The sequence below is a fragment of the Pseudomonas sp. Pseusp9 genome (genome assembly GCF_059491265.1).
On the sequence record NZ_CP168500.1, the window covers coordinates 2,024,330 to 2,044,064 of the forward strand.

The 19,735-nt window shown below is 61.0% G+C and carries 17 protein-coding genes; 7 read left to right on the forward strand and 10 right to left on the reverse strand.

The features are described from left to right. Window positions 1-187 precede the first annotated feature (187 nt). From ACEN8E_RS09145 to ACEN8E_RS09155, 3 genes are all read left to right on the forward strand, one after another. Entirely contained in the window at window positions 188-835 is a 648-nt protein-coding gene (locus tag ACEN8E_RS09145; protein ID WP_495592321.1) for a hypothetical protein, read from the forward strand. Between the two features lie 514 nt (window positions 836-1,349). Beyond that, on the forward strand, window positions 1,350-2,882 hold the full coding sequence (gene hutH / locus ACEN8E_RS09150) for a histidine ammonia-lyase (RefSeq protein WP_495592322.1): 1,533 nt from the start codon (window positions 1,350-1,352) through the stop codon (window positions 2,880-2,882). Between the two features lie 154 nt (window positions 2,883-3,036). Beyond that, window positions 3,037-4,446, forward strand: coding sequence for an amino acid permease (locus tag ACEN8E_RS09155; RefSeq protein WP_495592323.1), 1,410 nt, complete (start codon window positions 3,037-3,039; stop codon window positions 4,444-4,446). Window positions 4,447-4,525: 79 nt separating this feature from the next. Here ACEN8E_RS09155 and ACEN8E_RS09160 read toward each other — a convergent pair whose 3' ends face one another. The 6 genes from ACEN8E_RS09160 to ACEN8E_RS09185 form a co-directional block, all read right to left on the reverse strand. Beyond that, a complete protein-coding gene (locus ACEN8E_RS09160; RefSeq protein WP_495592324.1) occupies window positions 4,526-5,434 on the reverse strand; it encodes a MurR/RpiR family transcriptional regulator in 909 nt (302 codons plus the stop codon). Between the two features lie 126 nt (window positions 5,435-5,560). Continuing rightward, window positions 5,561-6,325: an ABC transporter ATP-binding protein gene (locus ACEN8E_RS09165; protein WP_495592325.1), complete on the reverse strand. Its 765-nt coding sequence runs from the start codon at window positions 6,323-6,325 to the stop codon at window positions 5,561-5,563. 18 nt (window positions 6,326-6,343) lie between these two features. After that, window positions 6,344-7,456, reverse strand: coding sequence for a succinylglutamate desuccinylase/aspartoacylase family protein (locus ACEN8E_RS09170; protein ID WP_495592326.1), 1,113 nt, complete (start codon window positions 7,454-7,456; stop codon window positions 6,344-6,346). Window positions 7,457-7,465: 9 nt separating this feature from the next. Then, entirely contained in the window at window positions 7,466-8,164 is a 699-nt protein-coding gene (locus tag ACEN8E_RS09175; RefSeq protein ID WP_495592327.1) for an ABC transporter permease, read from the reverse strand. Window positions 8,165-8,177: 13 nt separating this feature from the next. Continuing rightward, window positions 8,178-8,867, reverse strand: coding sequence for an ABC transporter permease (locus tag ACEN8E_RS09180; protein WP_495592328.1), 690 nt, complete (start codon window positions 8,865-8,867; stop codon window positions 8,178-8,180). A gap of 91 nt (window positions 8,868-8,958) precedes the next feature. Beyond that, entirely contained in the window at window positions 8,959-9,735 is a 777-nt protein-coding gene (locus ACEN8E_RS09185; protein WP_495592329.1) for an ABC transporter substrate-binding protein, read from the reverse strand. Window positions 9,736-10,058: 323 nt separating this feature from the next. Between ACEN8E_RS09185 and ACEN8E_RS09190 the strand changes: the two genes are divergently transcribed. Then, window positions 10,059-12,098, forward strand: coding sequence for an oxidoreductase (locus ACEN8E_RS09190; protein ID WP_495592330.1), 2,040 nt, complete (start codon window positions 10,059-10,061; stop codon window positions 12,096-12,098). 183 nt (window positions 12,099-12,281) lie between these two features. After that, window positions 12,282-13,208, forward strand: coding sequence for a 1-aminocyclopropane-1-carboxylate deaminase/D-cysteine desulfhydrase (locus ACEN8E_RS09195; protein ID WP_495593294.1), 927 nt, complete (start codon window positions 12,282-12,284; stop codon window positions 13,206-13,208). Between the two features lie 25 nt (window positions 13,209-13,233). Here ACEN8E_RS09195 and ACEN8E_RS09200 read toward each other — a convergent pair whose 3' ends face one another. The 3 genes from ACEN8E_RS09200 to ACEN8E_RS09210 form a co-directional block, all read right to left on the reverse strand. Further along, window positions 13,234-13,794, reverse strand: coding sequence for a cytochrome b (locus ACEN8E_RS09200; RefSeq protein ID WP_495592331.1), 561 nt, complete (start codon window positions 13,792-13,794; stop codon window positions 13,234-13,236). 239 nt (window positions 13,795-14,033) lie between these two features. After that, the gene (gene phnX, locus ACEN8E_RS09205) at window positions 14,034-14,861 is read right to left on the reverse strand and encodes a phosphonoacetaldehyde hydrolase (RefSeq protein ID WP_495592332.1); all 828 of its coding nucleotides are present in this window, start codon (window positions 14,859-14,861) and stop codon (window positions 14,034-14,036) included. A 152-nt stretch (window positions 14,862-15,013) separates the two neighbouring features. Continuing rightward, the gene (locus ACEN8E_RS09210) at window positions 15,014-16,123 is read right to left on the reverse strand and encodes a 2-aminoethylphosphonate--pyruvate transaminase (protein ID WP_495592333.1); all 1,110 of its coding nucleotides are present in this window, start codon (window positions 16,121-16,123) and stop codon (window positions 15,014-15,016) included. Window positions 16,124-16,232: 109 nt separating this feature from the next. Here ACEN8E_RS09210 and ACEN8E_RS09215 point away from each other — a divergent pair, with 109 nt between their 5' ends. Next, window positions 16,233-17,096, forward strand: a complete 864-nt coding sequence (locus tag ACEN8E_RS09215) for a LysR substrate-binding domain-containing protein (RefSeq protein WP_495592334.1) — start codon at window positions 16,233-16,235, stop codon at window positions 17,094-17,096. A 104-nt stretch (window positions 17,097-17,200) separates the two neighbouring features. On the opposite strand, the gene ACEN8E_RS09220 is transcribed toward ACEN8E_RS09215, so the two are convergent. Further along, window positions 17,201-18,073, reverse strand: a complete 873-nt coding sequence (locus tag ACEN8E_RS09220) for a LysR family transcriptional regulator (RefSeq protein WP_495592335.1) — start codon at window positions 18,071-18,073, stop codon at window positions 17,201-17,203. Between the two features lie 268 nt (window positions 18,074-18,341). Here ACEN8E_RS09220 and ACEN8E_RS09225 point away from each other — a divergent pair, with 268 nt between their 5' ends. Continuing rightward, on the forward strand, window positions 18,342-19,667 hold the full coding sequence (locus ACEN8E_RS09225; RefSeq protein ID WP_150671792.1) for an MFS transporter: 1,326 nt from the start codon (window positions 18,342-18,344) through the stop codon (window positions 19,665-19,667). Window positions 19,668-19,735: the final 68 nt, after the last annotated feature.

Genomic DNA, 19,735 nt, shown 5'->3' on the forward strand with positions numbered 1-19,735 from the left:
TTTATCTGAAACTCAGGGAGGTAATAAACAAGCCGGTCATTGATTTGCCAGGCGAATCAATGAGGTTGACAGTGCCGAGTCGATGATTTGGCTTATCTTGTAGCAGTAAGGTCGCACAGGGTTCTTGATGTTTAGGAATTTTGTCAAGTAGTTGATCTGTACTGTCGAATAAGGTGGAGAAATTACCGTGGCGATAAATACAATCATGAGTCTGCTGGGAAATAAGGAATTCCTTGAGTTTTTGCGTCTGGGGGTTGTTTACGTTCATTTGGTGGCATGTTGTGTAGCCATTGGACTGGTGTTGACCAGTGATGTCGCGATGGTTAAAGATCTTTTAAGGCGGAAGGTGTTCACTGAGCATGATAATGCTCACATGGAAAGTCTGCAAAAGTCTGTGGTCGTTGCACTAATAGCTTTGTGGATAACGGGGATCGCTGTCGTCGGTATTGATTACCAGGATAAAGGCGTCGAATACTTCATGAATCCAAAGCTTCAAGCCAAAGTGATTATTGTCGCGTTGCTGAGTTACAACGGCGTCCTGTTGCATCGCAGGGTACTGCCGGCACTGCAAAAGGCAGGCTCCTTGCTCAATCTCGGCTTCAGCGCGCGGATGCTGGCGCTGGCCTGTGGCTCGTTGTCGGCGGTGTCCTGGATGTATGCCGCCATGCTGGGTGTCGGGCGCCCTTTGGCCTGGAAATTTTCCCTTGGCGAACTGTTGATGGCTTATCCGTTACTGATTGCGCTCGGATTCCTGGCGATGCTGGTGCTGACCCAGCGAGCTAAGCAACAGGACGCCTGCGTTGCGCCTCAGCGAACAGTGGCAGGCGCATGCTGAGCCGGTTCTGCGGGTAAATCCCTCGGGCTTGCCCAGAGCCCGAAAGGTGGCAATCTTCCTGGTGCAGGTTTCATCCCGGACCTGCACCGCAAGGCCCTTTTGTTTGAGTCATTGCCATTCGACGGGCCGTTGTCCTCAACTGCGTCGAGCGGTGTGCAAGCCTGAAGAAGTGACCCCGGTGTTACCAACCCCCACTGGTGTAGCGTAAAATCGCTCTCAGGTAACAATTATCTCGTCCTCAAAAAATCCCCTCGAAAAATTTCACCAACGCCAGAGCCCTTGAATCTTGCGCTCTGCAGCCCTTTCCGAATTTTTCTTGAATGCTCATTCAACAAGTTGGCCGCTCGATTGCATATGATTGTATGTACAAGTAAATACGTATGTGTATGAGTCGAGAGGACTCAACCATCGTCCACGAATTCGCGGGTGCGCACTGTTACCCCATTGCAATTGAATGTGCCAAAGCGCAGGGCTTGAGCCTGCCAATGATTACCCCGGTTATAGGAGCCTGAAAATGCACACATTGAACCTGATCCCCGGCCAACTGAGCCTCGCCCAACTGCGTGCCGTCTATCAGCAGCCGGTGAAGCTGACCCTCGACCACAGCGCCGCGGCCCAGATCGAGGCCAGCGTGGCCTGCGTGGAACAGATCCTCGCCGAGAACCGCACCGCCTACGGCATCAACACCGGTTTCGGCCTGCTGGCCTCGACCCGCATCGCCAGCGAAGACCTGGAAAACCTGCAGCGCTCGCTGGTGCTGTCCCACGCCGCCGGTGTCGGCCAGCCGATCAGCGACGAGCTGGTGCGCCTGATCATGGTGCTCAAGGTCAACAGCCTGAGCCGTGGTTTCTCCGGCATCCGCCGCGTGGTGATCGATGCGCTGATCGCCCTGATCAACGCCGAGGTGTACCCGCACATTCCATTGAAAGGCTCGGTCGGTGCCTCCGGTGACCTCGCGCCGTTGGCGCACATGTCGCTGGTGCTGCTGGGCGAAGGCAAGGCGCGCTACAAGGGCGAGTGGATGGAAGCCACCGAAGCGCTGAAAGTCGCCGGCCTGACCCCGCTGACCCTGGCCGCGAAAGAAGGCCTGGCCCTGCTCAACGGCACCCAGGTGTCCACCGCGTTCGCCCTGCGCGGCCTGTTCGAAGGTGAAGACCTGTTCGCCGGCGCCCTGGCCCTGGGCGGCCTGACCGTTGAAGCGGTGCTGGGTTCGCGTTCGCCGTTCGACGCGCGCATCCACGCCGCCCGTGGCCAGAAAGGCCAGATCGACGCCGCCGCCGCTTACCGCGACCTGCTGGGCGAGCGCAGCGAAGTCTCCGACTCCCACGAGAATTGCGAAAAGGTCCAGGACCCGTACTCCCTGCGCTGCCAGCCGCAAGTCATGGGCGCCTGCCTGACCCAGTTCCGCCAGGCCGCCGAAGTGCTGGCCATCGAAGCCAACGCCGTCTCCGACAACCCGCTGGTGTTCGCCGCCGAAGGCGACGTGATCTCCGGCGGCAACTTCCACGCCGAGCCGGTGGCCATGGCCGCCGACAACATGGCCCTGGCCATCGCCGAAATCGGTTCGCTGAGCGAACGCCGCATCTCGCTGATGATGGACAAGCACATGTCGCAACTGCCGCCGTTCCTGGTGGCCAACGGCGGCGTGAACTCCGGCTTCATGATCGCCCAGGTCACCGCGGCGGCCCTGGCCAGCGAGAACAAGGCGCTGTCCCATCCGCATTCGGTGGACAGCCTGCCGACCTCGGCCAACCAGGAAGACCACGTCTCGATGGCCCCGGCGGCCGGCAAGCGCCTGTGGGAAATGGCCGAGAACACCCGCGGGATTCTCGCCGTGGAATGGCTGGCCGCCGCCCAGGGCCTGGACCTGCGCAATGGCCTGAAGACCTCGCCGAAACTGGAACAGGCCCGCGCCATCCTGCGTAACGAAGTGCCGTTCTATGAGAAGGACCGCTTCTTTGCGCCGGACATCAACGCGGCGACCGAGTTGCTGGCGTCGCGTTGCCTGAATGAGCTGGTTTCGGCGAAGTTGCTGCCGAGCCTGTAACAGGCTCTTCCTGTAGGAGCGAGCTTGCTCGCGAGAAACGCCTGGGCAACACGGTCATTCAGGCCGGGCGCGTTATCGTTGACGACCATCGCGAGCGAGCTCGCTCCTACAGCGATTCGATTTTGCGTCGAACAAGAATAAATAAGGACGAGCAATGCAACAGCCAGCAAAAGGTTTGAAACGCGGGCTCTCTGCCCGACATATTCGCTTCATGGCACTGGGTTCGGCGATCGGCACCGGGCTGTTCTACGGTTCTGCCTCGGCCATTCAAATGGCCGGCCCCGCCGTCCTGCTCGCTTACCTGATCGGTGGCGCGGCGGTGTTCATGGTCATGCGCGCCCTTGGTGAGATGGCGGTGCACAACCCGGTGGCCGGCTCGTTCGGCCAGTACGCCAGCACCTATCTGGGGCCGATGGCGGGCTTCATCCTCGGTTGGACCTACGCGTTTGAAATGGTCATCGTCGGTATGGCCGACGTGACGGCGTTCGGCATTTACATGGGGTTCTGGTTTCCGGAGGTCTCGCGCTGGATCTGGGTGCTGGGCATCGTCTCGGTGGTCGGCGGCTTGAACCTGTGCAACGTCAAGGTCTTCGGTGAAATGGAGTTCTGGCTGTCGTTGCTCAAGGTCGCAGCCATCGTCGCGATGATCCTCGGCGGCTTCGGCATCATGCTGTTCGGCATCAGCAGTGCACCGGGTACCCAGGCGACCGACATCAGCAACCTCTGGACCCAGGGCGGCTTCATGCCCAATGGCGTGGGCGGTCTGATCGCCTCGTTTGCGGTGGTGATGTTTGCCTTTGGTGGCATTGAAATCATCGGCGTTACCGCTGGCGAAGCCAAGGATCCGCAACATGTGCTGCCAAGGGCAATCAATGCCGTGCCATTGCGTATCCTGCTGTTCTACGTGCTGACGATGCTGGTGCTGATGTCGATCTTTCCATGGCAGCAGATCGGCAGCCAGGGCAGCCCGTTCGTACAGATTTTCGACAACCTGGGCATCAGTTCGGCGGCCACCATCCTCAACATCGTGGTGATCTCGGCGGCAGTGTCGGCCATCAACAGTGACATCTTCGGTGCGGGCCGCATGATGTATGGCCTGGCCCAGCAAGGGCACGCCCCGAAAGGCTTCGCCCGCTTGTCGCGCAATGGCGTACCGTGGCTGACGGTGGTTGTGATGAGCTGTGCGCTGCTGCTGGGCGTGTTGCTGAACTACCTGATCCCGGAAAACGTCTTTCTGCTGATCGCCTCCATCGCGACCTTTGCCACGGTGTGGGTCTGGCTGATGATTCTGTTGACCCAGGTGGCCATGCGTCGCTCGATGAGCGCCGAGCAGGTTGCACAACTGAAATTCCCTGTACCGTTCTGGCCCTATGCACCGATGGCGGCGATTGCCTTCATGCTGTTCGTCTTCGGTGTGCTGGGCTACTTCCCGGATACACAGGCTGCGTTGATCGTCGGCGTGGTGTGGATCGTGTTGCTGGTGCTGGCCTACCTGACGTGGGTCAAGCCGATGGCAGGACAGGCGGCCCTGGTTTCCAACGAACAACCTCTCTCTCAGCGTTGATCTGATTTGAGAAACGGCCCGGCTGACATTTGTCAGCCGGGCCGTTTTGCTTTCAAGGCATCGCCAAACGATAACGGCATCACTTCTTCGGTGGTTTACCGCTGGTTGGAATGTGCAGGTACGACATCACGCTTTCTGTCAGTTCGGTCGCCAGTTTGACCGCCTCTTTGTTGCGCGCCATCACGCCGGCGACCAACCCTTCGATCAAGGCCAGCATGGCGATGTTGGAACTGGTCAACACCGGATGATCGCAAGGCGCAAACAGCACGTGCTCGGCAATGCCGGTCAGCGGCGAGGCGGGTGAGTCGGTAATTGCCAGCACCGACGCGCCACGCTCATTGGCAAAACGTGCCAGTTGCAGGGTGTCGAGGGAGTAGCGCGGCAGGGAGATCGCCAGCAACACGTCCTGATCTGTGATCGCGGCCAGTCGGTATGCGGCATTTTCGTTGCCGCCTTCCATGCTGATAGCGGTGGCGTCGGCGCAGAAGGGCATCAGGGTCGAGGCGGCGAGGCCGGCGAAGTAGACACTGTTGCCGAACCCCAGGATATAAATCTTGCGCGCGGTGGTCAGGCGAGTGACGAACGCTTCAAAGGTGTCGGCGTGGTTGTTGGTCGCCGCCGTGGCGAGGTTGCTGCTGGCGCTCTGGATCTGCTCATGCAGGCCGAATGCGCCGCCCGGGCGATGGGCCAGTTCGTTGCGCAGCTTGTCGACCGGCGACACCATCTGCTGCAGCGTCGCGACCAGTTCGGCTTTCATGCCGGTGTAGCCACCGAGGTCCAACGCCTTGGCCAAACGGTTGACGGCGGCGGGTGAGGTCGACGTTTCGTGAGCCATTTCCTCGATGGTCAGCGTCGCGGCTTTCAACGGGTGACGCAGGATAAAGTCCGCCACCTTGCGCAGTGACGGCGGTAGCTCGGAAACGATTTCCGTCAGTTTGCGCATGACCGGCGCGGCGTAGACCGTGGTGTCTTTTGATGGGCTTGGCATATCCGGCTCAACGGTTCCTGAAGGTGGGAGAAGGGCTGTGCCTGATGCCCTGACAAGGTTGGCTGGAGTGTATCCGAAGCCAACCCGGTCAGGGCAGCGCAGCGCAATCGATCGTTGAACAGCAGCCTACTTCAGGCTCCCGGCCAGGAACTGCTGAAGGCGCTCGGACTGTGGATTGACCAGCACTTCTCGCGGGTCGCCGCGTTCTTCGACCAGGCCCTTGTGCAGGAACACCAGTTGGTTGGAGACCTCACGGGCAAAGCCCATTTCGTGGGTCACGACCACCATGGTGCGCCCCTCCAGTGCCAGGTCCTGCATGACCTTGAGCACTTCACCCACCAGTTCGGGGTCGAGGGCCGAGGTTGGCTCATCGAACAACATCACCTCCGGCTCCATCGCCAGTGCGCGGGCAATCGCCACGCGCTGCTGTTCGCCACCCGACATATGGGCTGGCCAGGCATCCTTGCGGTGTGCCACACCGACTTTGTTCAGGTAGTGCTCAGCCTTTTCCCGAGCCTCTTTCTTGCCCAGGCCCAGCACATGCACCGGGGCCTCCATGACATTCTCCAGGGCACTCATGTGCGACCAGAGGTTGAAGTGCTGGAACACCATCGACAGGCGTGAACGCATGCGTTGCAACTGTCTTGGTTCGGCAGCCTTGAGCCCGCCGAGTTTGTTGGCCACCAGTTTGAGTTGTTCGCCGTTGAGCACGATGTTGCCGGCGTTGGGCTGTTCCAGCAGGTTGATGCAGCGCAGGAAGGTGCTTTTGCCCGAGCCGCTGGAGCCGATGATGCTGATCACATCACCGGCCTGGGCCTGCAGGGATATGCCCTTGAGCACCTGGTGGTCGCCGTAGCTTTTGTGAAGGTCCTGAATTTCAAGTTTGTACATGGTTTGAACTCTCTGGCATCAGTCGCTGAGCAAGCGGCCTTGGCGAATAGGGGTGAAGCCTGCGACTTTGGCCAGCCACAAACCGGGCTGGGCAAAACGCAGGCGTTCGCGGGCGTAGAGGATGCCGTCGGTGCTGGCGCGCACTACGCTGTGGTGGTCGTTCAGCGGGTCAATGACTTCGAACAGCGGGTCGCCGACTTTGACTCGCGCTCCCAGCGGTTGCAGAAAACTCACCACCCCCGGATGCGGCGCATACGCGTACTGCGCACCGGCGAAGGGCATCGCTTCACAACGGGACGGCGGTGCTGCCGGCCATTCACCGCTGATCAGGCCTTGCTCTGCCAGATAACCGAGAATGGCCTGGGCGCTGTCGACGCATTGCTCGCGTTCGGTGTCCGCCATGCCACGTAATTCAATGGTGGTGGCCGCACACGCCAAGGGAATACTGGCTTCAGGAAACAGCTCCGCCAGGCGTAACCATGTAATTGCGCAGGCTTCATCGAAGGCACTGCCGCCCGCATCTTCGGCCAACAGCGTGACGCCGGCGCCGAGGCGCGCGGCCAGTGACTGCAAGCGTGGCCAGTGTTGCGGCATCGTGTACAACAACATGATCGATTCGAAATCACAGTGCAGGTCCAGCACCACATCGGCGTCACAGGCATGCTGCAGCAACACGCGGCGCAGGCCATCGAGCTCCGAAGCCGGTGGCGGCATGTCGGCGAGCACATCGGCCATGGCACGGCGGATCAGTGCAACGTTGGCGTCGGCGTCATTTCCCAGTCGGCCTTCCAGCAACGGTGCGACGGCTTCGGCCAGCTCCGGGAAGTCGCGGTTGAAGTTCTTGCCACTGGAGAACTCGAAGCGACCCTGATGGGTGGCCTGGAACATCTGGCCGATACCGATCGGGTTGGCCATCGGTACCAATTCGATGATTCCTGTCAGGCGGCCTTGGGCTTCCAGTTCAAGCAGACGGCGCTTGAGTTCAACGGCGACACGCATCCCCGGCAGCTCGTCGGCATGCAGGGAAGCCTGGATGTACGCTTTGCGTGGCCCGCTGCCAAAACGAAACAGCGACAGCGTGCGTTCAGTGCCTGATGCACTCCACGGCAGCAGGTATTGAATGTGTTCCATATCAGCTCCTTAATGCTTGCGCGGTGCCAGATACGCCAGCCAGCGGCGCTCGGCCAGCTTGAACAGACGCACCAGAATGAAGGTCAGGGCGAGGTAGATGAGACCGGCGGTGATGAACGCCTCGAACGGCAGGTAGAACCGTGAGCTGACTGTGCGTGCCGCGCCGGTGATATCCACGAGCGTGACGATGGAGGCCAGGCTGGTGGTTTGCAGCATCATCAGCACTTCGTTGCTGTACTGCGGCAATGCCCGGCGCAAGGCCGACGGCAGCAGAATGCGGCGGTACAGGGTCAGGCGTGACATGCCCATGGCCCTGGCGGCTTCGATCTCGCCATGGGCGGTGGATTTCAGGCTGCCGGCCAACAGCTCTGCGCTATAGGCACTGGTGTTGATCGCGAAGGCCAGGCAGGCGCAAAAAGTGGCGCTGGACAGGTAAGGCCAGAGCACGCTTTGACGCACGGCTTCGAATTGCGCCAGGCCGTAATAGATCAGGAACAATTGCACCAGCATCGGCGTGCCACGAATCACGTAGGTATAGAGCCAGGCCGGGAAGTTGATCAGCGGCGATCGCGACACCCGCATCAGTGCCAGTGGAATCGCCAGGACCAAGCCCAGGGCCAGGGAAATGAGCAGGACTTTGAGGGTCAACAAGGCGCCATTGAAGTACAGCGGCAGGTTTTCCGAGATCAGGTTGTAGTCGAGAATCATGGGCGGGCTCCCCTCACAGTTCAGCGGCTTTGATGCCGACCGAGTAGTGTTTTTCCAGATAGCGCAGCACCAGCAAGGACAGGCTGGTGAGCATCAGGTACAGCGCCGCCACGGCGAGGAAAAACGTGAACGGCTCGTGTGTGGCATCCGCTGCGTTCTTGGCTTTGAACATCATGTCCTGCAAGCCGATCACCGAGATCAGCGCGGTGGACTTGGTTAGCACCAGCCAATTGTTGGTGAACCCGGGGATGGCGAAGCGAATCATCTGCGGTACCAGAATTCGCCAGAACACCTGTGCCCCGCTCATGCCATAGGCCACGCCGGCTTCGGCCTGACCTTTGGGAATCGCCATGAAGGCGCCGCGAAAGGTTTCCGAGAGATAGGCGCCAAAAATGAAGCCCATGGTGCAGACCCCGGCGATAAAGGGGTTGATGTCGATATAACGGGTGTAACCGAGCGCCAGGGCAATGCGGTTCACCAGATCCTGGCCGCCGTAGAAGATCAGCAGGATCAGCACCAGGTCTGGAATGCCGCGAATCAGGGTGGTGTAGCTTTCCCCGAGCATGGCCAGCCATTTGAGTGGCGACAATCGGAAGGCCGCGCCGACCAGGCCCAGGGCAATTGCCAGGGACATGGAGGTCAGGGCCAGGTTTATGGTCAGCCAGGCGCCATCGAGAATGCTCGATCCGTAGCCGTGAAGCATGATGAAGTTCCTCAAGCGAGCGCCGCGAGGGGCGCAAGACAAGCCCGAATCGGCGCCTGCAATGGGCCGGCACCGGGGCTATGGGTAAGGCTTACTCGCCGTAGATATCGAACGCGAAGTACTTGGCCATCACTTGCTGGTACTTGCCATTGGCGCGGATCGCATCAATCGCCGCACTGAGGCGCGCAACGTTGGCGGTGTCGCCTTTGCGCACGGCGATCCCGGCGCCCCGGCCGAAGTATTTCGGGTCGTTGATGTCCGGTCCGGTCAACGCAAAACCCTGGCCGGCCGCAGTCTTGATGAAGCTTTCGTCGGTGTTGACGATGTCGGCAAGGGTGGCGTCCAGTCGACCCGAGGCGAGATCGAGGAAGGCTTCGTTTTGTGAGCCGTAGCGCACCACGACGACGCCGGCTTTTTCCAGTTGCTCGCTGGCAAAACGATCGTAGGTCGAGGAGCGCTGCACGCCGAGTTTCTTGCCCTTGAGGTCTACCAACGGGTCATTGATCACGTTGCCGGCTTTCATCGCGAACTTGCCCGGTGTGTGGTAGTACTTTTTGCTGAAGTCCACGGACTTCATCCGGTCTTCGGTGATCGACATCGACGACAGCACGGCATCGATCTTGCGCACCTTGAGCGACGGGATCATGCCGTCGAATTCCTGGATGACCCACTCGCACTTGACCTTCATCTCTTCGCACAAGGCGTTGCCGATGTCGTAATCGAACCCGCTGACATTGCCCTCCGGCGTCTTGAAGGAGAAGGGTGGGTAGGCGGCTTCGATACCGATGCGCAGGCTGTCTTCGTCGGCATGTGCCAGGAAGCTGAAAGCGCACAGCGCCAGAGCACCTAGAAGTTCTGTCTTGTTCATATTGTTGACTCCTTGGAGGGCATTCGGGGGGAAACGGGTGCCCGCCATCCGGGGTGGCGCGGTGGATCAGTCCTGTGATCGGCGGGACTATAAATGACACAATAAAAATCAATATGCAACAAAATGAAAATAAACATATCAGCCCGGGGCGTGGCGAAGCACACCGATACCCGTGTTTGCCCAATGTCGCTGCTCATTTCGATCATTAAGTTGTCAGTTACGGTCATTGAGCGACAGCGGCATGACTCTTAGTCTGTCGAACATGACTGATGGGGGCCGCAGAGCTCCTGCACTTTCCGTAATTGCTCGATGTGGAGTTACCGATGACCGCCGCTCAATACCCGCACCTGTTGGCTCCACTGGACCTGGGTTTCACCACGCTGCGCAATCGCACCCTGATGGGGTCGATGCACACCGGCCTTGAAGAGAAACCGGGTGGTTTCGAACGCATGGCGGCGTACTTTGCCGAACGTGCCCGTGGCGGTGTCGGCCTGATGGTCACCGGCGGTATCGGCCCGAACGACGAAGGTGGCGTGTATTCCGGTGCGGCCAAGCTGACGACCGAAGAAGAGGCGCTCAAGCACCGCATCGTCACCCGTGCCGTGCATGAAGCCGGCGGCAAGATCTGCATGCAGATCCTCCATGCCGGTCGTTATGCCTACAGCCCGAAACAGGTTGCGCCTAGCGCGATCCAGGCGCCGATCAACCCGTTCAAGCCCAAGGAGCTGGACGAGGAAGGCATCGAGAAACAGATCAGCGATTTCGTCACCTGCTCGGTATTGGCACAAACCGCCGAATACGACGGTGTGGAAATCATGGGCTCCGAAGGTTATTTCATTAACCAGTTCCTCGCCGCCCACACCAACCACCGTACCGACCGCTGGGGCGGCAGCTATGAAAACCGCATGCGCCTGCCGGTGGAAATCGTCCGTCGCGTGCGTGAAGCGGTCGGCCCGAACTTCATCATCATTTTCCGTCTGTCGATGCTCGACCTGGTCGAAGGCGGCAGCACCTGGGAAGAGATCGTTCAACTGGCCAAGGCCATCGAGCAGGCCGGCGCGACCATCATCAACACCGGTATCGGCTGGCACGAAGCGCGGACTCCGACTATCGCCACCAAGGTGCCGCGTGCGGCGTTCAGCAAGGTCACGGCCAAGCTGCGGGGTTCTGTGAACATTCCGCTGATCACCACCAACCGCATCAACACGCCGGAGGTGGCCGAACAGATCCTGGCCGAGGGCGATGCCGACATGGTGTCCATGGCGCGGCCGTTCCTCGCCGACCCGGACTTCGTCAACAAGGCCGCTGAAGGTCGTGCCGATGAAATCAACACCTGCATCGGTTGCAACCAGGCCTGCCTCGATCACACCTTCGGCGGCAAGCTGACCAGTTGCCTGGTCAACCCGCGTGCCTGCCACGAAACCGAACTCAACTACCTGCCCGTGCAGCAACTGAAGAAAATCGCCGTGGTCGGTGCCGGCCCTGCCGGTTTGTCCGCCGCGACCGTGGCCGCCGAGCGCGGCCATCAGGTGACGCTGTTCGATTCGGCCAGCGAAATCGGCGGTCAGTTCAACATCGCCAAGCGCGTTCCGGGCAAGGAAGAGTTCTACGAAACCATTCGCTACTTCAAGCGCAAGCTGCAGACCACCAACGTCGAGGTGTGCCTGAACACTCGCGTCGACGTGGCCCGGCTGGTCGAGGGCGGCTACGACGAGATCATCCTGGCCACCGGCATTGCGCCGCGCGTGCCGGCGATTCCGGGGGTGGAAAACGCCAAGGTGTTGAGCTACCTGGATGTGATCCTGGAGCGCAAATCGGTCGGCAAGCGTGTCGCGGTGATTGGTGCCGGCGGTATCGGTTTCGACGTCTCCGAGTTCCTTGTTCATGAAGGTGTCGCTACCAGCCAGGATCGCGCCGCGTTCTGGAAAGAGTGGGGCATCGATACGCACCTTGAGGCACGCGGTGGTGTTGCCGGTATCAAGGCCGCGCCCCATGCGCCGGCCCGCGAGGTATTCCTGCTGCAACGCAAGAAATCCAAGGTCGGCGACGGCCTGGGCAAGACCACCGGCTGGATTCATCGCACTGGCCTGAAGAACAAGCAGGTGCAGATGCTCAACAGCGTTGAATACCTGAAGATCGATGACGAAGGTTTGCACATCCGTATCGGCGAAACCGGCGAGCCGCAGGTGCTGCCAGTGGACAACATCGTGATTTGCGCCGGGCAGGACCCGCTGCGTGAATTGCATGAAGGGCTGGTGGCGGCGGGGCAGAATGTGCACCTGATCGGTGGCGCGGATGTCGCGGCAGAGCTGGATGCCAAGCGGGCGATCAATCAGGGTTCGCGGTTGGCGGCAGAGTTGTAATACGCAGGACCAGCGTGCCAATGGCTTTCGCGGGCAAGCCCGCTCCCACAGGATCTGAGTTGTTCATTCATGTTGTGAACGACGCGAAACCACTGTGGGAGCGGCGGTGCGACGATTCGACTTGCCCGCGAAGGCGTCCTCAAGGCTGTTAAGATGCTTGCTCTCTACTCGGATCAGGCATCGATGCTTCTCCCTCCCGATACCTGGCGACCCCAGGCTCCTCTCGAACACCTTCACCTCGACTGGCTCACTCAAGCCGGCATCGAGGTGGCGATCCTGCGCCTGGACCTGATCGACCCGCTGATCAGCGGCAACAAATGGTTCAAGCTCGTCGAACACCTGAAGACCGCCGTCCGCCTGGGTGCCGAAGGCATCATCAGTCTCGGTGGCGCACACTCCAATCACCTCCATGCGTTGGCGGCTGCGGGCAAGCGATTCGGCTTTTCCACTGTAGGCCTGTTACGCGGGCATCCTCAGGAAACCCCGACGGTCAAAGACTTGCAGGCGTTCGGCATGCAGCTGCACTGGCTGGGTTACGCAGGTTATCGGGCGCGGCATGCAGTGGATTTCTGGCAACCCTGGCACACCCGTTACCCGACGTTGCATCCGGTGCCGGAAGGGGGAGGTGGTTTGCCTGGCGCCCTGGGCTGCCTGCCATTGCGGGCCGCCGTGTGCGCGCAATTGCGGGGCTTGGGCTGGAGCGACTACGACGGCTGGTGGCTGGCCTGTGGAACCGGCACGACGCTGGCTGGCCTGGTGCTGGCCGAAGCGGGGGATCATCCGGTGTACGGTGCCCTGGCGGTGCCGGACGATCATGGGGTGGCGCAGCAGGTCGAGACGATCGTGCAGCAGGCCGCTATCGCCGATCCGGTTTATGAACTGTTCGACGCCAGCCGGGGCGGTTTTGCCAGAGTCGATCCTCTGTTGCTCGAATTCATCGAAAAGACCGGGCAGGCCAGCGGCATTCCCCTTGAGCCGCTGTACACCGGCAAAGCGCTGCTGGCACTCAAGCAGCAACTCGAAGCGGGAAAGTTTGCCCGTGGCTCGCGGCTGATTTTCGTCCACACCGGCGGTTTGCAGGGACGCCGGGGGTTCAGTCCACAAATCTGAAGCACACACGCAATCTCATGCGGCCTCAGTTATCGCGGTTTACGCTCTTGGGCATCATCCGCAGCAAGGTGTTATCACCCACCACGTAATGGTGATACAGCGCGGCCGCGGCATGCAGGCCGATCAGCCAATAGCCGATAGTGGCGCCAAGCTCGTGCCATTCCTGGAGCTGTTTGGCCAGGTCTTTGTTTTCCGCAATTGGCATTGGCAGGTCGAAGCCGTAGAACATCACCTGATTGCCTTTGGCGCTGGTGACCAGCCACCCGAGAATCGGCGTGACGATCATGAAAATGTACAGCGCCCAATGCATCAGCCTGGCCAGCGTCGTTTGCCACTGCGGTGAAGCCGGGAAGACCTGCGGCGCCGGGCCGAGACTGCGCGCGAACAGGCGCAGCCAGACCAGAACGAAGACGGTCAGGCCGAGCATGAAGTGAGATTCGACGATCAGCGTGCGCCCGCCACTGCCCTTGGGAAAGATCCCGCGAAACTCGATACAAGCATAAACCAGCGCCAACAGGACCAGCATCAACCAATGCAGTGCGATCGATACGGTGCTGTAGCGCGAGGCGGAGTTTTTCCACGGCATACGGTATTCCTCAGAGGTCCGGTTTAAAGCCACCGCACTTGTACGGCGGTGTTTGGTAACTTTAATCCTGTTTCACCGGGTTTGCCTGAGGCGATTGGCCGCTGGATGCTCTGGTTCGGGTAATAGACAGAAAAAACCCTGTAGGAGCGAGCCTGCTCGCGATGGTGTGTCAGATACGTTGATGTGGACTGACACTCCATCGCGAGCAGGCTCGCTCCTACAGGGGGGCGTTGCGTTTTTTAGCTCGATTGCGGCATTTCACCGTTGGCCAGACGCTTGTTGATGTCGGCGATGACTTCCGGCAGATCGGTGATGGTGTCGATCATGTAGTGCGGGCGTGAACCTTCGAACATCCCATGGATACGCTTGCGCTCGCTGTCCAGCTGGTCGCTGCCCAGCGCGCGATAACCTTCGTAGTCCAGGCCCAGGGCGTTGCCCGAGCAGATCAGCGCCACGGTCCACATGCCGGCGCGGCGACCCTCGAGAATGCCCGGCACGGTGTCATCGATCTTCACGCACGCGGCAACATCGTCGATGCCCAGGGCGATGACATTGGCCAGCGCCTGGGCGGGCCATGGGCGGCCATTCGGGACTTCGTCGGTGGCGACCACATGATCGGCCACGTAGCCGTTGGTGGCGGCCAGCTCGACCACTTTGTCCATGACCTGTTTCGGGTACCCGGAGCAGGAGCCGATCTTGATCCCTTGCTGGCGCAGGTTGGCGATAGTCTCCAGGGCGCCAGGGATCAGTGCCGAGTGTTCGGCGATCTTTTCGATCTGCAGCGGCATGAAGCGTTGGTAAATCGCGGTGACGTCATCGTCGGTCGGCGTGCGGCCGAAGACTTTGCGATAACGCTCGGCCACTTCCGGCAGGTCGCACAGGGTGCGGATGTGGTCCCACTTGCCCATGCCCATCGGGCCTCGGGCTTCTTCGATGGACACCTGGACGTCGAACTCGGCGAAGGCCTCGACGAAAATCTGCGTCGGGGCGAAGGAGCCGAAGTCGACCACGGTGCCGGCCCAGTCGAGGATGGCGGCTTGCAGTTTGGTTGGGTTGGCGTAGTTCATGGTGATCAAGTCCTGTGGCAACTATTGGTGGGGGCGTTGCTTTTTTGTGGGAGCGAGCCTGCTCGCGAAAGCGGTGGATCAGTCGATATTGGTGTTGAATGTTCGACCGTCTTCGCGAGCAGGCTCGCTCCCACAGGGGGATGCGGTGTGGTTCAGATGTCGAGCACTTCCATCTCGCGCAACACCTCGCCAATCGCGGCCACGGCTTCGCGCATTTCGGCCGGTTGGACGTGGCCGATGCAGCCGACGCGGAAGGTTTCGACCTGGGTCAACTTGCCGGGGTAGAGGATGTAACCCTTGGCCTTGACCCGCTCGTAGAACTCCTTGAACTGGTAGCGCGGGTCTTTCGGGGCATGGAAGGTGGCGATGATTGGCGCCTGGATAGCCGCCGGCAGGAAGCTGCGCAGCCCCAGTTTGCCCATCTCTTCCATCAATGCCTGGCAGTTGGCGGCGTAGCGTTCGTGTCGCGCCGGCAAGCCGCCTTCTTCGTTGTATTGCAGCAAGGCTTCGTGCAGCGCGGCGACCACATGGGTCGGCGGGGTGAAACGCCACTGGCCGGTCTTGGCCATGTAGGCGTGCTGGTCCTGCAGGTCCATCGCCAGCGAGTGCGAATTGCCGGCGGCAGCGGCCAGGGACTCCTTGCGGGCGAAGACAAAGCCCATGCCCGGCACGCCTTCCAGGCATTTGCCTGAGGCGGCGATCAGTGCGTCGAACGGAATCTGTTGCGCGTCTACCGGTAGCGCGCCGAAGGAGCTCATGGCATCGATGATCAGGCGTTTTCCGTGCCGGGCGATCACGTCGGCGATTTCCGGCAGCGGATTGAGGATACCGGTGCTGGTTTCGCAGTGAATCAGGGCGACGTGGGTGATGCCGTTATCGGCGCGCAGCAGGCGGTCGACGTCGGCGGCGGTGGTCGGCTCGTCTTCGGCGGTTTCGAAAGTGCTGAAGGAGCGGCCCAGCACTTCGCAGATCTTCGCCAGGCGTTTGCCGTAGGCGCCGTTGATCAGTACCAGAACCTTGCCGTTGCGAGGCACCAGCGTGCCGATCGCAGCCTCGACCGCGAAGGTGCCACTGCCTTGCAGGGGCACGCAGTGGTGCGTGGCGGCGCCGTTGACGATTGCCAGCAGTTGCTCGCAGAGGCTGGCGGTCAATTGATTGAAGCGGTCATCCCATGAACCCCAGTCGATCATCATCGCCTGGCGGGTGCGGGGCGAAGTGGTCAATGGGCCGGGGGTGAGCAGGATGGGTTCGGCAGTACTCATTCTCATGTCCTCGCAATCGATGGGATGAAGCTACGGGGCTTAAATTGCAATTTGCCGTGTTATCAATCAAATTGTTTGTTGTTATGCCAGCCATCAGTGAGGGTTATTCATGAACCTGTTTCAGCTCCGCGCCTTCGATGCCGTGGCGCGCGAAGGCAGCTTTACCCGGGCGGCGGCGCGGTTGTTTATCAGCCAGCCGGCGGTTACCGGGCATATCAAGGCCCTGGAGGAGCACTACCAGATCACCCTGTTGCGCCGTACCGCCCGCCGAGTGGAGCTGACGGAGGAGGGCACCAAGCTGGCGGCCATCACCCGGGCGATGTTCGGCCTGGCCGAAGAGGCGCAGGTGATGCTTGAAGCCAATCGGCAATTGCTGACCGGGCGCCTGGAGGTGGCGGCGGACGGTCCGCACATGGTCATGCCGATGCTCGCCAGCCTGCGCGCGCGCTATCCGGGGATCACGGTGAACCTGCGCCTGGGCAACGCCCAGGAAACCCTGGCGGCGCTACTGTCCGAGCATGCCGACGTGGCGGTGCTGACCGAGGTCGAGCCGCGCAAGGGCTTGCACCTGCAAGCGCTGAACGAATCCCGGATTTGCGCGCTGGTGCCCGATGGGCATCCTTGGGCGCAGAAGAGCAAAGGCGTGCAGCTCAAGGAGCTGGATCAGGTGATCATGGTGCTGCGTGAACCGAGTTCGATCACCCGGCGCACCTTCGATGAGGCTTGCGCCCAGGCCAGGGTCAATCCGCGGGTGTTGCTGGAACTGGACAGCCGTGAGGCGGTGACCGAGGCGGTGGCCGCCGAGCTGGGGGTGGGGGTGGTGTCATCGGTGGAGGTCAGCCACGACCCGCGAGTGGCGGCGGTGCCGATCATTGGCGAGGGGCTGGTGAACCGGCACATGATCGGGTGCATGGAGCGGCGCAGGGATTTGCGCTTGATCCAGGCGTTTTTCGGGCTGGCGCCAGTCAGGTAGGATCGAGGTGCGGGCTTCGCGAGCAGGCTCGCTCCCACAGGGGGTAGGTGTTCACCGCGGACCCAATGTGGGAGCGAGCCTGCTCGCGAAGGGGCCGGACCTGCCTACACCAGACTCTCGCGCACCATCTCCAGAAACGTCGCCACCAACCGCCGCGAACTCTGCTCGCGCAAGCACACCAGCGTTTCCGTCAGCCGCCGTTCGCAATCGGTAATCGGCAGCGCGCAAACCCTGGAGTCCGCGCCAAACTCGGCAGCCGACACCACCCCGATCCCGATCCCGACCACCACCGCTTCCCGCGCAGCCTCCCGGCCCTCGACCTGAATCGCCGGACGAATGCGGAACCCGGCGCGTTGCATTTCCTCTTCCAGGGTCTGTCGGGTCACCGAGCCGATTTCCCGCAGCACCAAGGGCGTGTCGTCGAGGTCCGCGAGGGTGATGGATTCGCGGTCGGCCCACGGGTGATGGCGCGACACGAACGCCACCATCGGGTCGTTGCGCAGGGGCAGGGAGATCAGGCGTTCATCGCTGACGTCACGGCCCAGCAGCGCCAGGTCGGCCTGGTAGTTGAACAGTCGGAAAAGCGACTCGTCGGTGTTGCCGGTTTCGATCTTCACGCTGATCCCGGGGTAGCGTTCGCAGAACCGGGCAATCTGCGGCAGCACGTGCACCGGTGCATCCACCGCGAGAATCAGGCTGCCAGTCTGCAAGGCCTGGGATTCCTGAAGCAGTTCCTGGGCTTCGGCCTCGATCACAAACAGCCGCTGGGTAACGCTCAACAGGCGCTCGCCCAGATCGGTCAGGCGCACCGAGCGCTTGTTGCGGTGAAACAGCAGGACACCGTAGCGCTCTTCGAGCTTGCGTACCTGGTCGGAGATCGCCGGTTGCGTCAGAAAAAGCCGTTCGGCGGCTTTGGTAAAGCTTCCATGGACCGCCACGGCGTGGAACGCTTTGAGCTGGGCGTGGGAAACCGACATCGTAATCTCCAGTAACAAGCTGACCTTATATTTGAAATACGATAAATCGATTTCACTTATTAATCAGTAATTGTTTTTATCCACCTCAGCCCCGCTGACTGGTCAGTCGAACAGCCGCGGGAGCCATGAGCCTGGGCGTGCAACAACAGGACTCATCTGACCGGTATCCGCCGTAGGGACAGGGCGATATCGCAGTGCTCAACAATAAAAAAACAGGCGTTTTCTTCCAATTCTGCCGGCACACTCACACCCTGAGGTCAGAACCACAATGAACAAGCACATCGGCACCATCAAGCGTTGGCGCGTGCAGATCTTCGCGATCACCTGGCTCGCCTACGCCGCTTTCTACTTCACCCGCAAAGCCTTCTCGGTCGCCAAACTCGGTATTGGCGAAGACCCGACCTTCATGCTCGACAAAATGGCCATGGCCAACCTCGACGCCATCTACCTGACGGCCTATGCCGTCGGCCAGTTCACCTGGGGCATCCTTGCCGACCGCTTTGGCCCGCGGGTGGTGGTGCTGGGCGGGTTGCTGATTTCCGCTGGCGCGGCGCTGGTGATGGGCAACTTTGCAACGTTACCGATTTTCGCTACCTGCATGCTGATACAAGGCCTGGCGCAGTCCACCGGTTGGTCGGGGCTGTGCAAGAACCTCGGCAGTTTCTTTCCCTCCGAGCAACGCGGACGGGTTTTGGGCCTGTGGAGTTCCTGCTACGCCTTTGGCGGTCTGGTGGCCTCGCCGTTTGCCGGTTGGTGGGCGTACACGCTCATCGGTAGCTGGCATGCGGCGTTCATTTCCAGTGCGGCGGTGGTTGGGCTGGTCGCCGTGCTGTTTTTTATTTTCCAACGCAACAAACCGGAAGACGTCGGCTTGCCGGCGGTGGAGCCGGAACCCGAGCTGACCGCCGAACAAGCCGACGCGCAAAGCAAAATCAGCATGTGGGAGCCGTTGAAGGAAATCCTGCGCAATCGTACGGTGCTGGTGCTGGGGTTGGCGTACTTCATGCTCAAGCCGGCGCGCTACGCGATTCTGCTGTGGGGGCCGGTGATCGTCTTCGAACAGATGCCTTCGGTGGGCAAGGTCGGTGCGGCGATCATTCCGACCGCCTTTGAACTGGCCGGGTTGCTAGGGCCGATTCTGATTGGCCTGGCTTCGGACAAACTGTTCGGCGCCCGGCGCATGCCAGCCTGCGTGATCAGCCTGTTGGCGCTGACGGTGTCCCTGGCATTTTTCATGGGCGCCCTGCATACCGGCAGCGTGTTGCTGGTGGTGGCACTGCTGTTCGTCATGGGCCTGACCCTCTACGGACCGGACTCGATGATCAGCGGCGCGGCCGCCATCGACTTCGGCACCGCCAAGGCTGGCGCCACGGCAGCCGGTTTCGTCAATGGCTGTGGTTCGGTCGGGGCGATTCTTGGCGGGCTGCTGCCGGGCTACTTCGACACCGTTACCGTGTTCATCGTCTTCGCCGGCTGTGCCATGTTCTCGGCGCTGGTGTTGATCCCGCACTGGAACAGTCGCCCCGGTGGCCTGGGTACTCACTTCGCCTACGTACCCAATAAAGCGATGACCATCAAACCCCTGCGTACCTGAATCCTGTCCCTCGTCGCCTGCTGCGCCTGCGGCAGGCTGGCGTGTGGGCCACTGACTGGAGATTGCCC

Excerpts from the sequence above, each read along its gene's own strand:
- hutH (WP_495592322.1), top strand. The coding sequence starts at position 1,350 with ATGCACACATTGAACCTGATCCCCGGCCAACTGAGCCTCGCCCAACTG.
- ACEN8E_RS09155 (WP_495592323.1), top strand. The coding sequence starts at position 3,037 with ATGCAACAGCCAGCAAAAGGTTTGAAACGCGGGCTCTCTGCCCGACAT.
- ACEN8E_RS09160 (WP_495592324.1), bottom strand. The coding sequence starts at position 5,434 with ATGCCAAGCCCATCAAAAGACACCACGGTCTACGCCGCGCCGGTCATG.
- ACEN8E_RS09165 (WP_495592325.1), bottom strand. The coding sequence starts at position 6,325 with ATGTACAAACTTGAAATTCAGGACCTTCACAAAAGCTACGGCGACCAC.
- ACEN8E_RS09170 (WP_495592326.1), bottom strand. The coding sequence starts at position 7,456 with ATGGAACACATTCAATACCTGCTGCCGTGGAGTGCATCAGGCACTGAA.
- ACEN8E_RS09175 (WP_495592327.1), bottom strand. The coding sequence starts at position 8,164 with ATGATTCTCGACTACAACCTGATCTCGGAAAACCTGCCGCTGTACTTC.
- ACEN8E_RS09180 (WP_495592328.1), bottom strand. The coding sequence starts at position 8,867 with ATGCTTCACGGCTACGGATCGAGCATTCTCGATGGCGCCTGGCTGACC.
- ACEN8E_RS09185 (WP_495592329.1), bottom strand. The coding sequence starts at position 9,735 with ATGAACAAGACAGAACTTCTAGGTGCTCTGGCGCTGTGCGCTTTCAGC.
- ACEN8E_RS09190 (WP_495592330.1), top strand. The coding sequence starts at position 10,059 with ATGACCGCCGCTCAATACCCGCACCTGTTGGCTCCACTGGACCTGGGT.
- ACEN8E_RS09195 (WP_495593294.1), top strand. The coding sequence starts at position 12,282 with ATGCTTCTCCCTCCCGATACCTGGCGACCCCAGGCTCCTCTCGAACAC.
- ACEN8E_RS09200 (WP_495592331.1), bottom strand. The coding sequence starts at position 13,794 with ATGCCGTGGAAAAACTCCGCCTCGCGCTACAGCACCGTATCGATCGCA.
- phnX (WP_495592332.1), bottom strand. The coding sequence starts at position 14,861 with ATGAACTACGCCAACCCAACCAAACTGCAAGCCGCCATCCTCGACTGG.
- ACEN8E_RS09210 (WP_495592333.1), bottom strand. The coding sequence starts at position 16,123 with ATGAGTACTGCCGAACCCATCCTGCTCACCCCCGGCCCATTGACCACT.
- ACEN8E_RS09215 (WP_495592334.1), top strand. The coding sequence starts at position 16,233 with ATGAACCTGTTTCAGCTCCGCGCCTTCGATGCCGTGGCGCGCGAAGGC.
- ACEN8E_RS09220 (WP_495592335.1), bottom strand. The coding sequence starts at position 18,073 with ATGTCGGTTTCCCACGCCCAGCTCAAAGCGTTCCACGCCGTGGCGGTC.
- ACEN8E_RS09225 (WP_150671792.1), top strand. The coding sequence starts at position 18,342 with ATGAACAAGCACATCGGCACCATCAAGCGTTGGCGCGTGCAGATCTTC.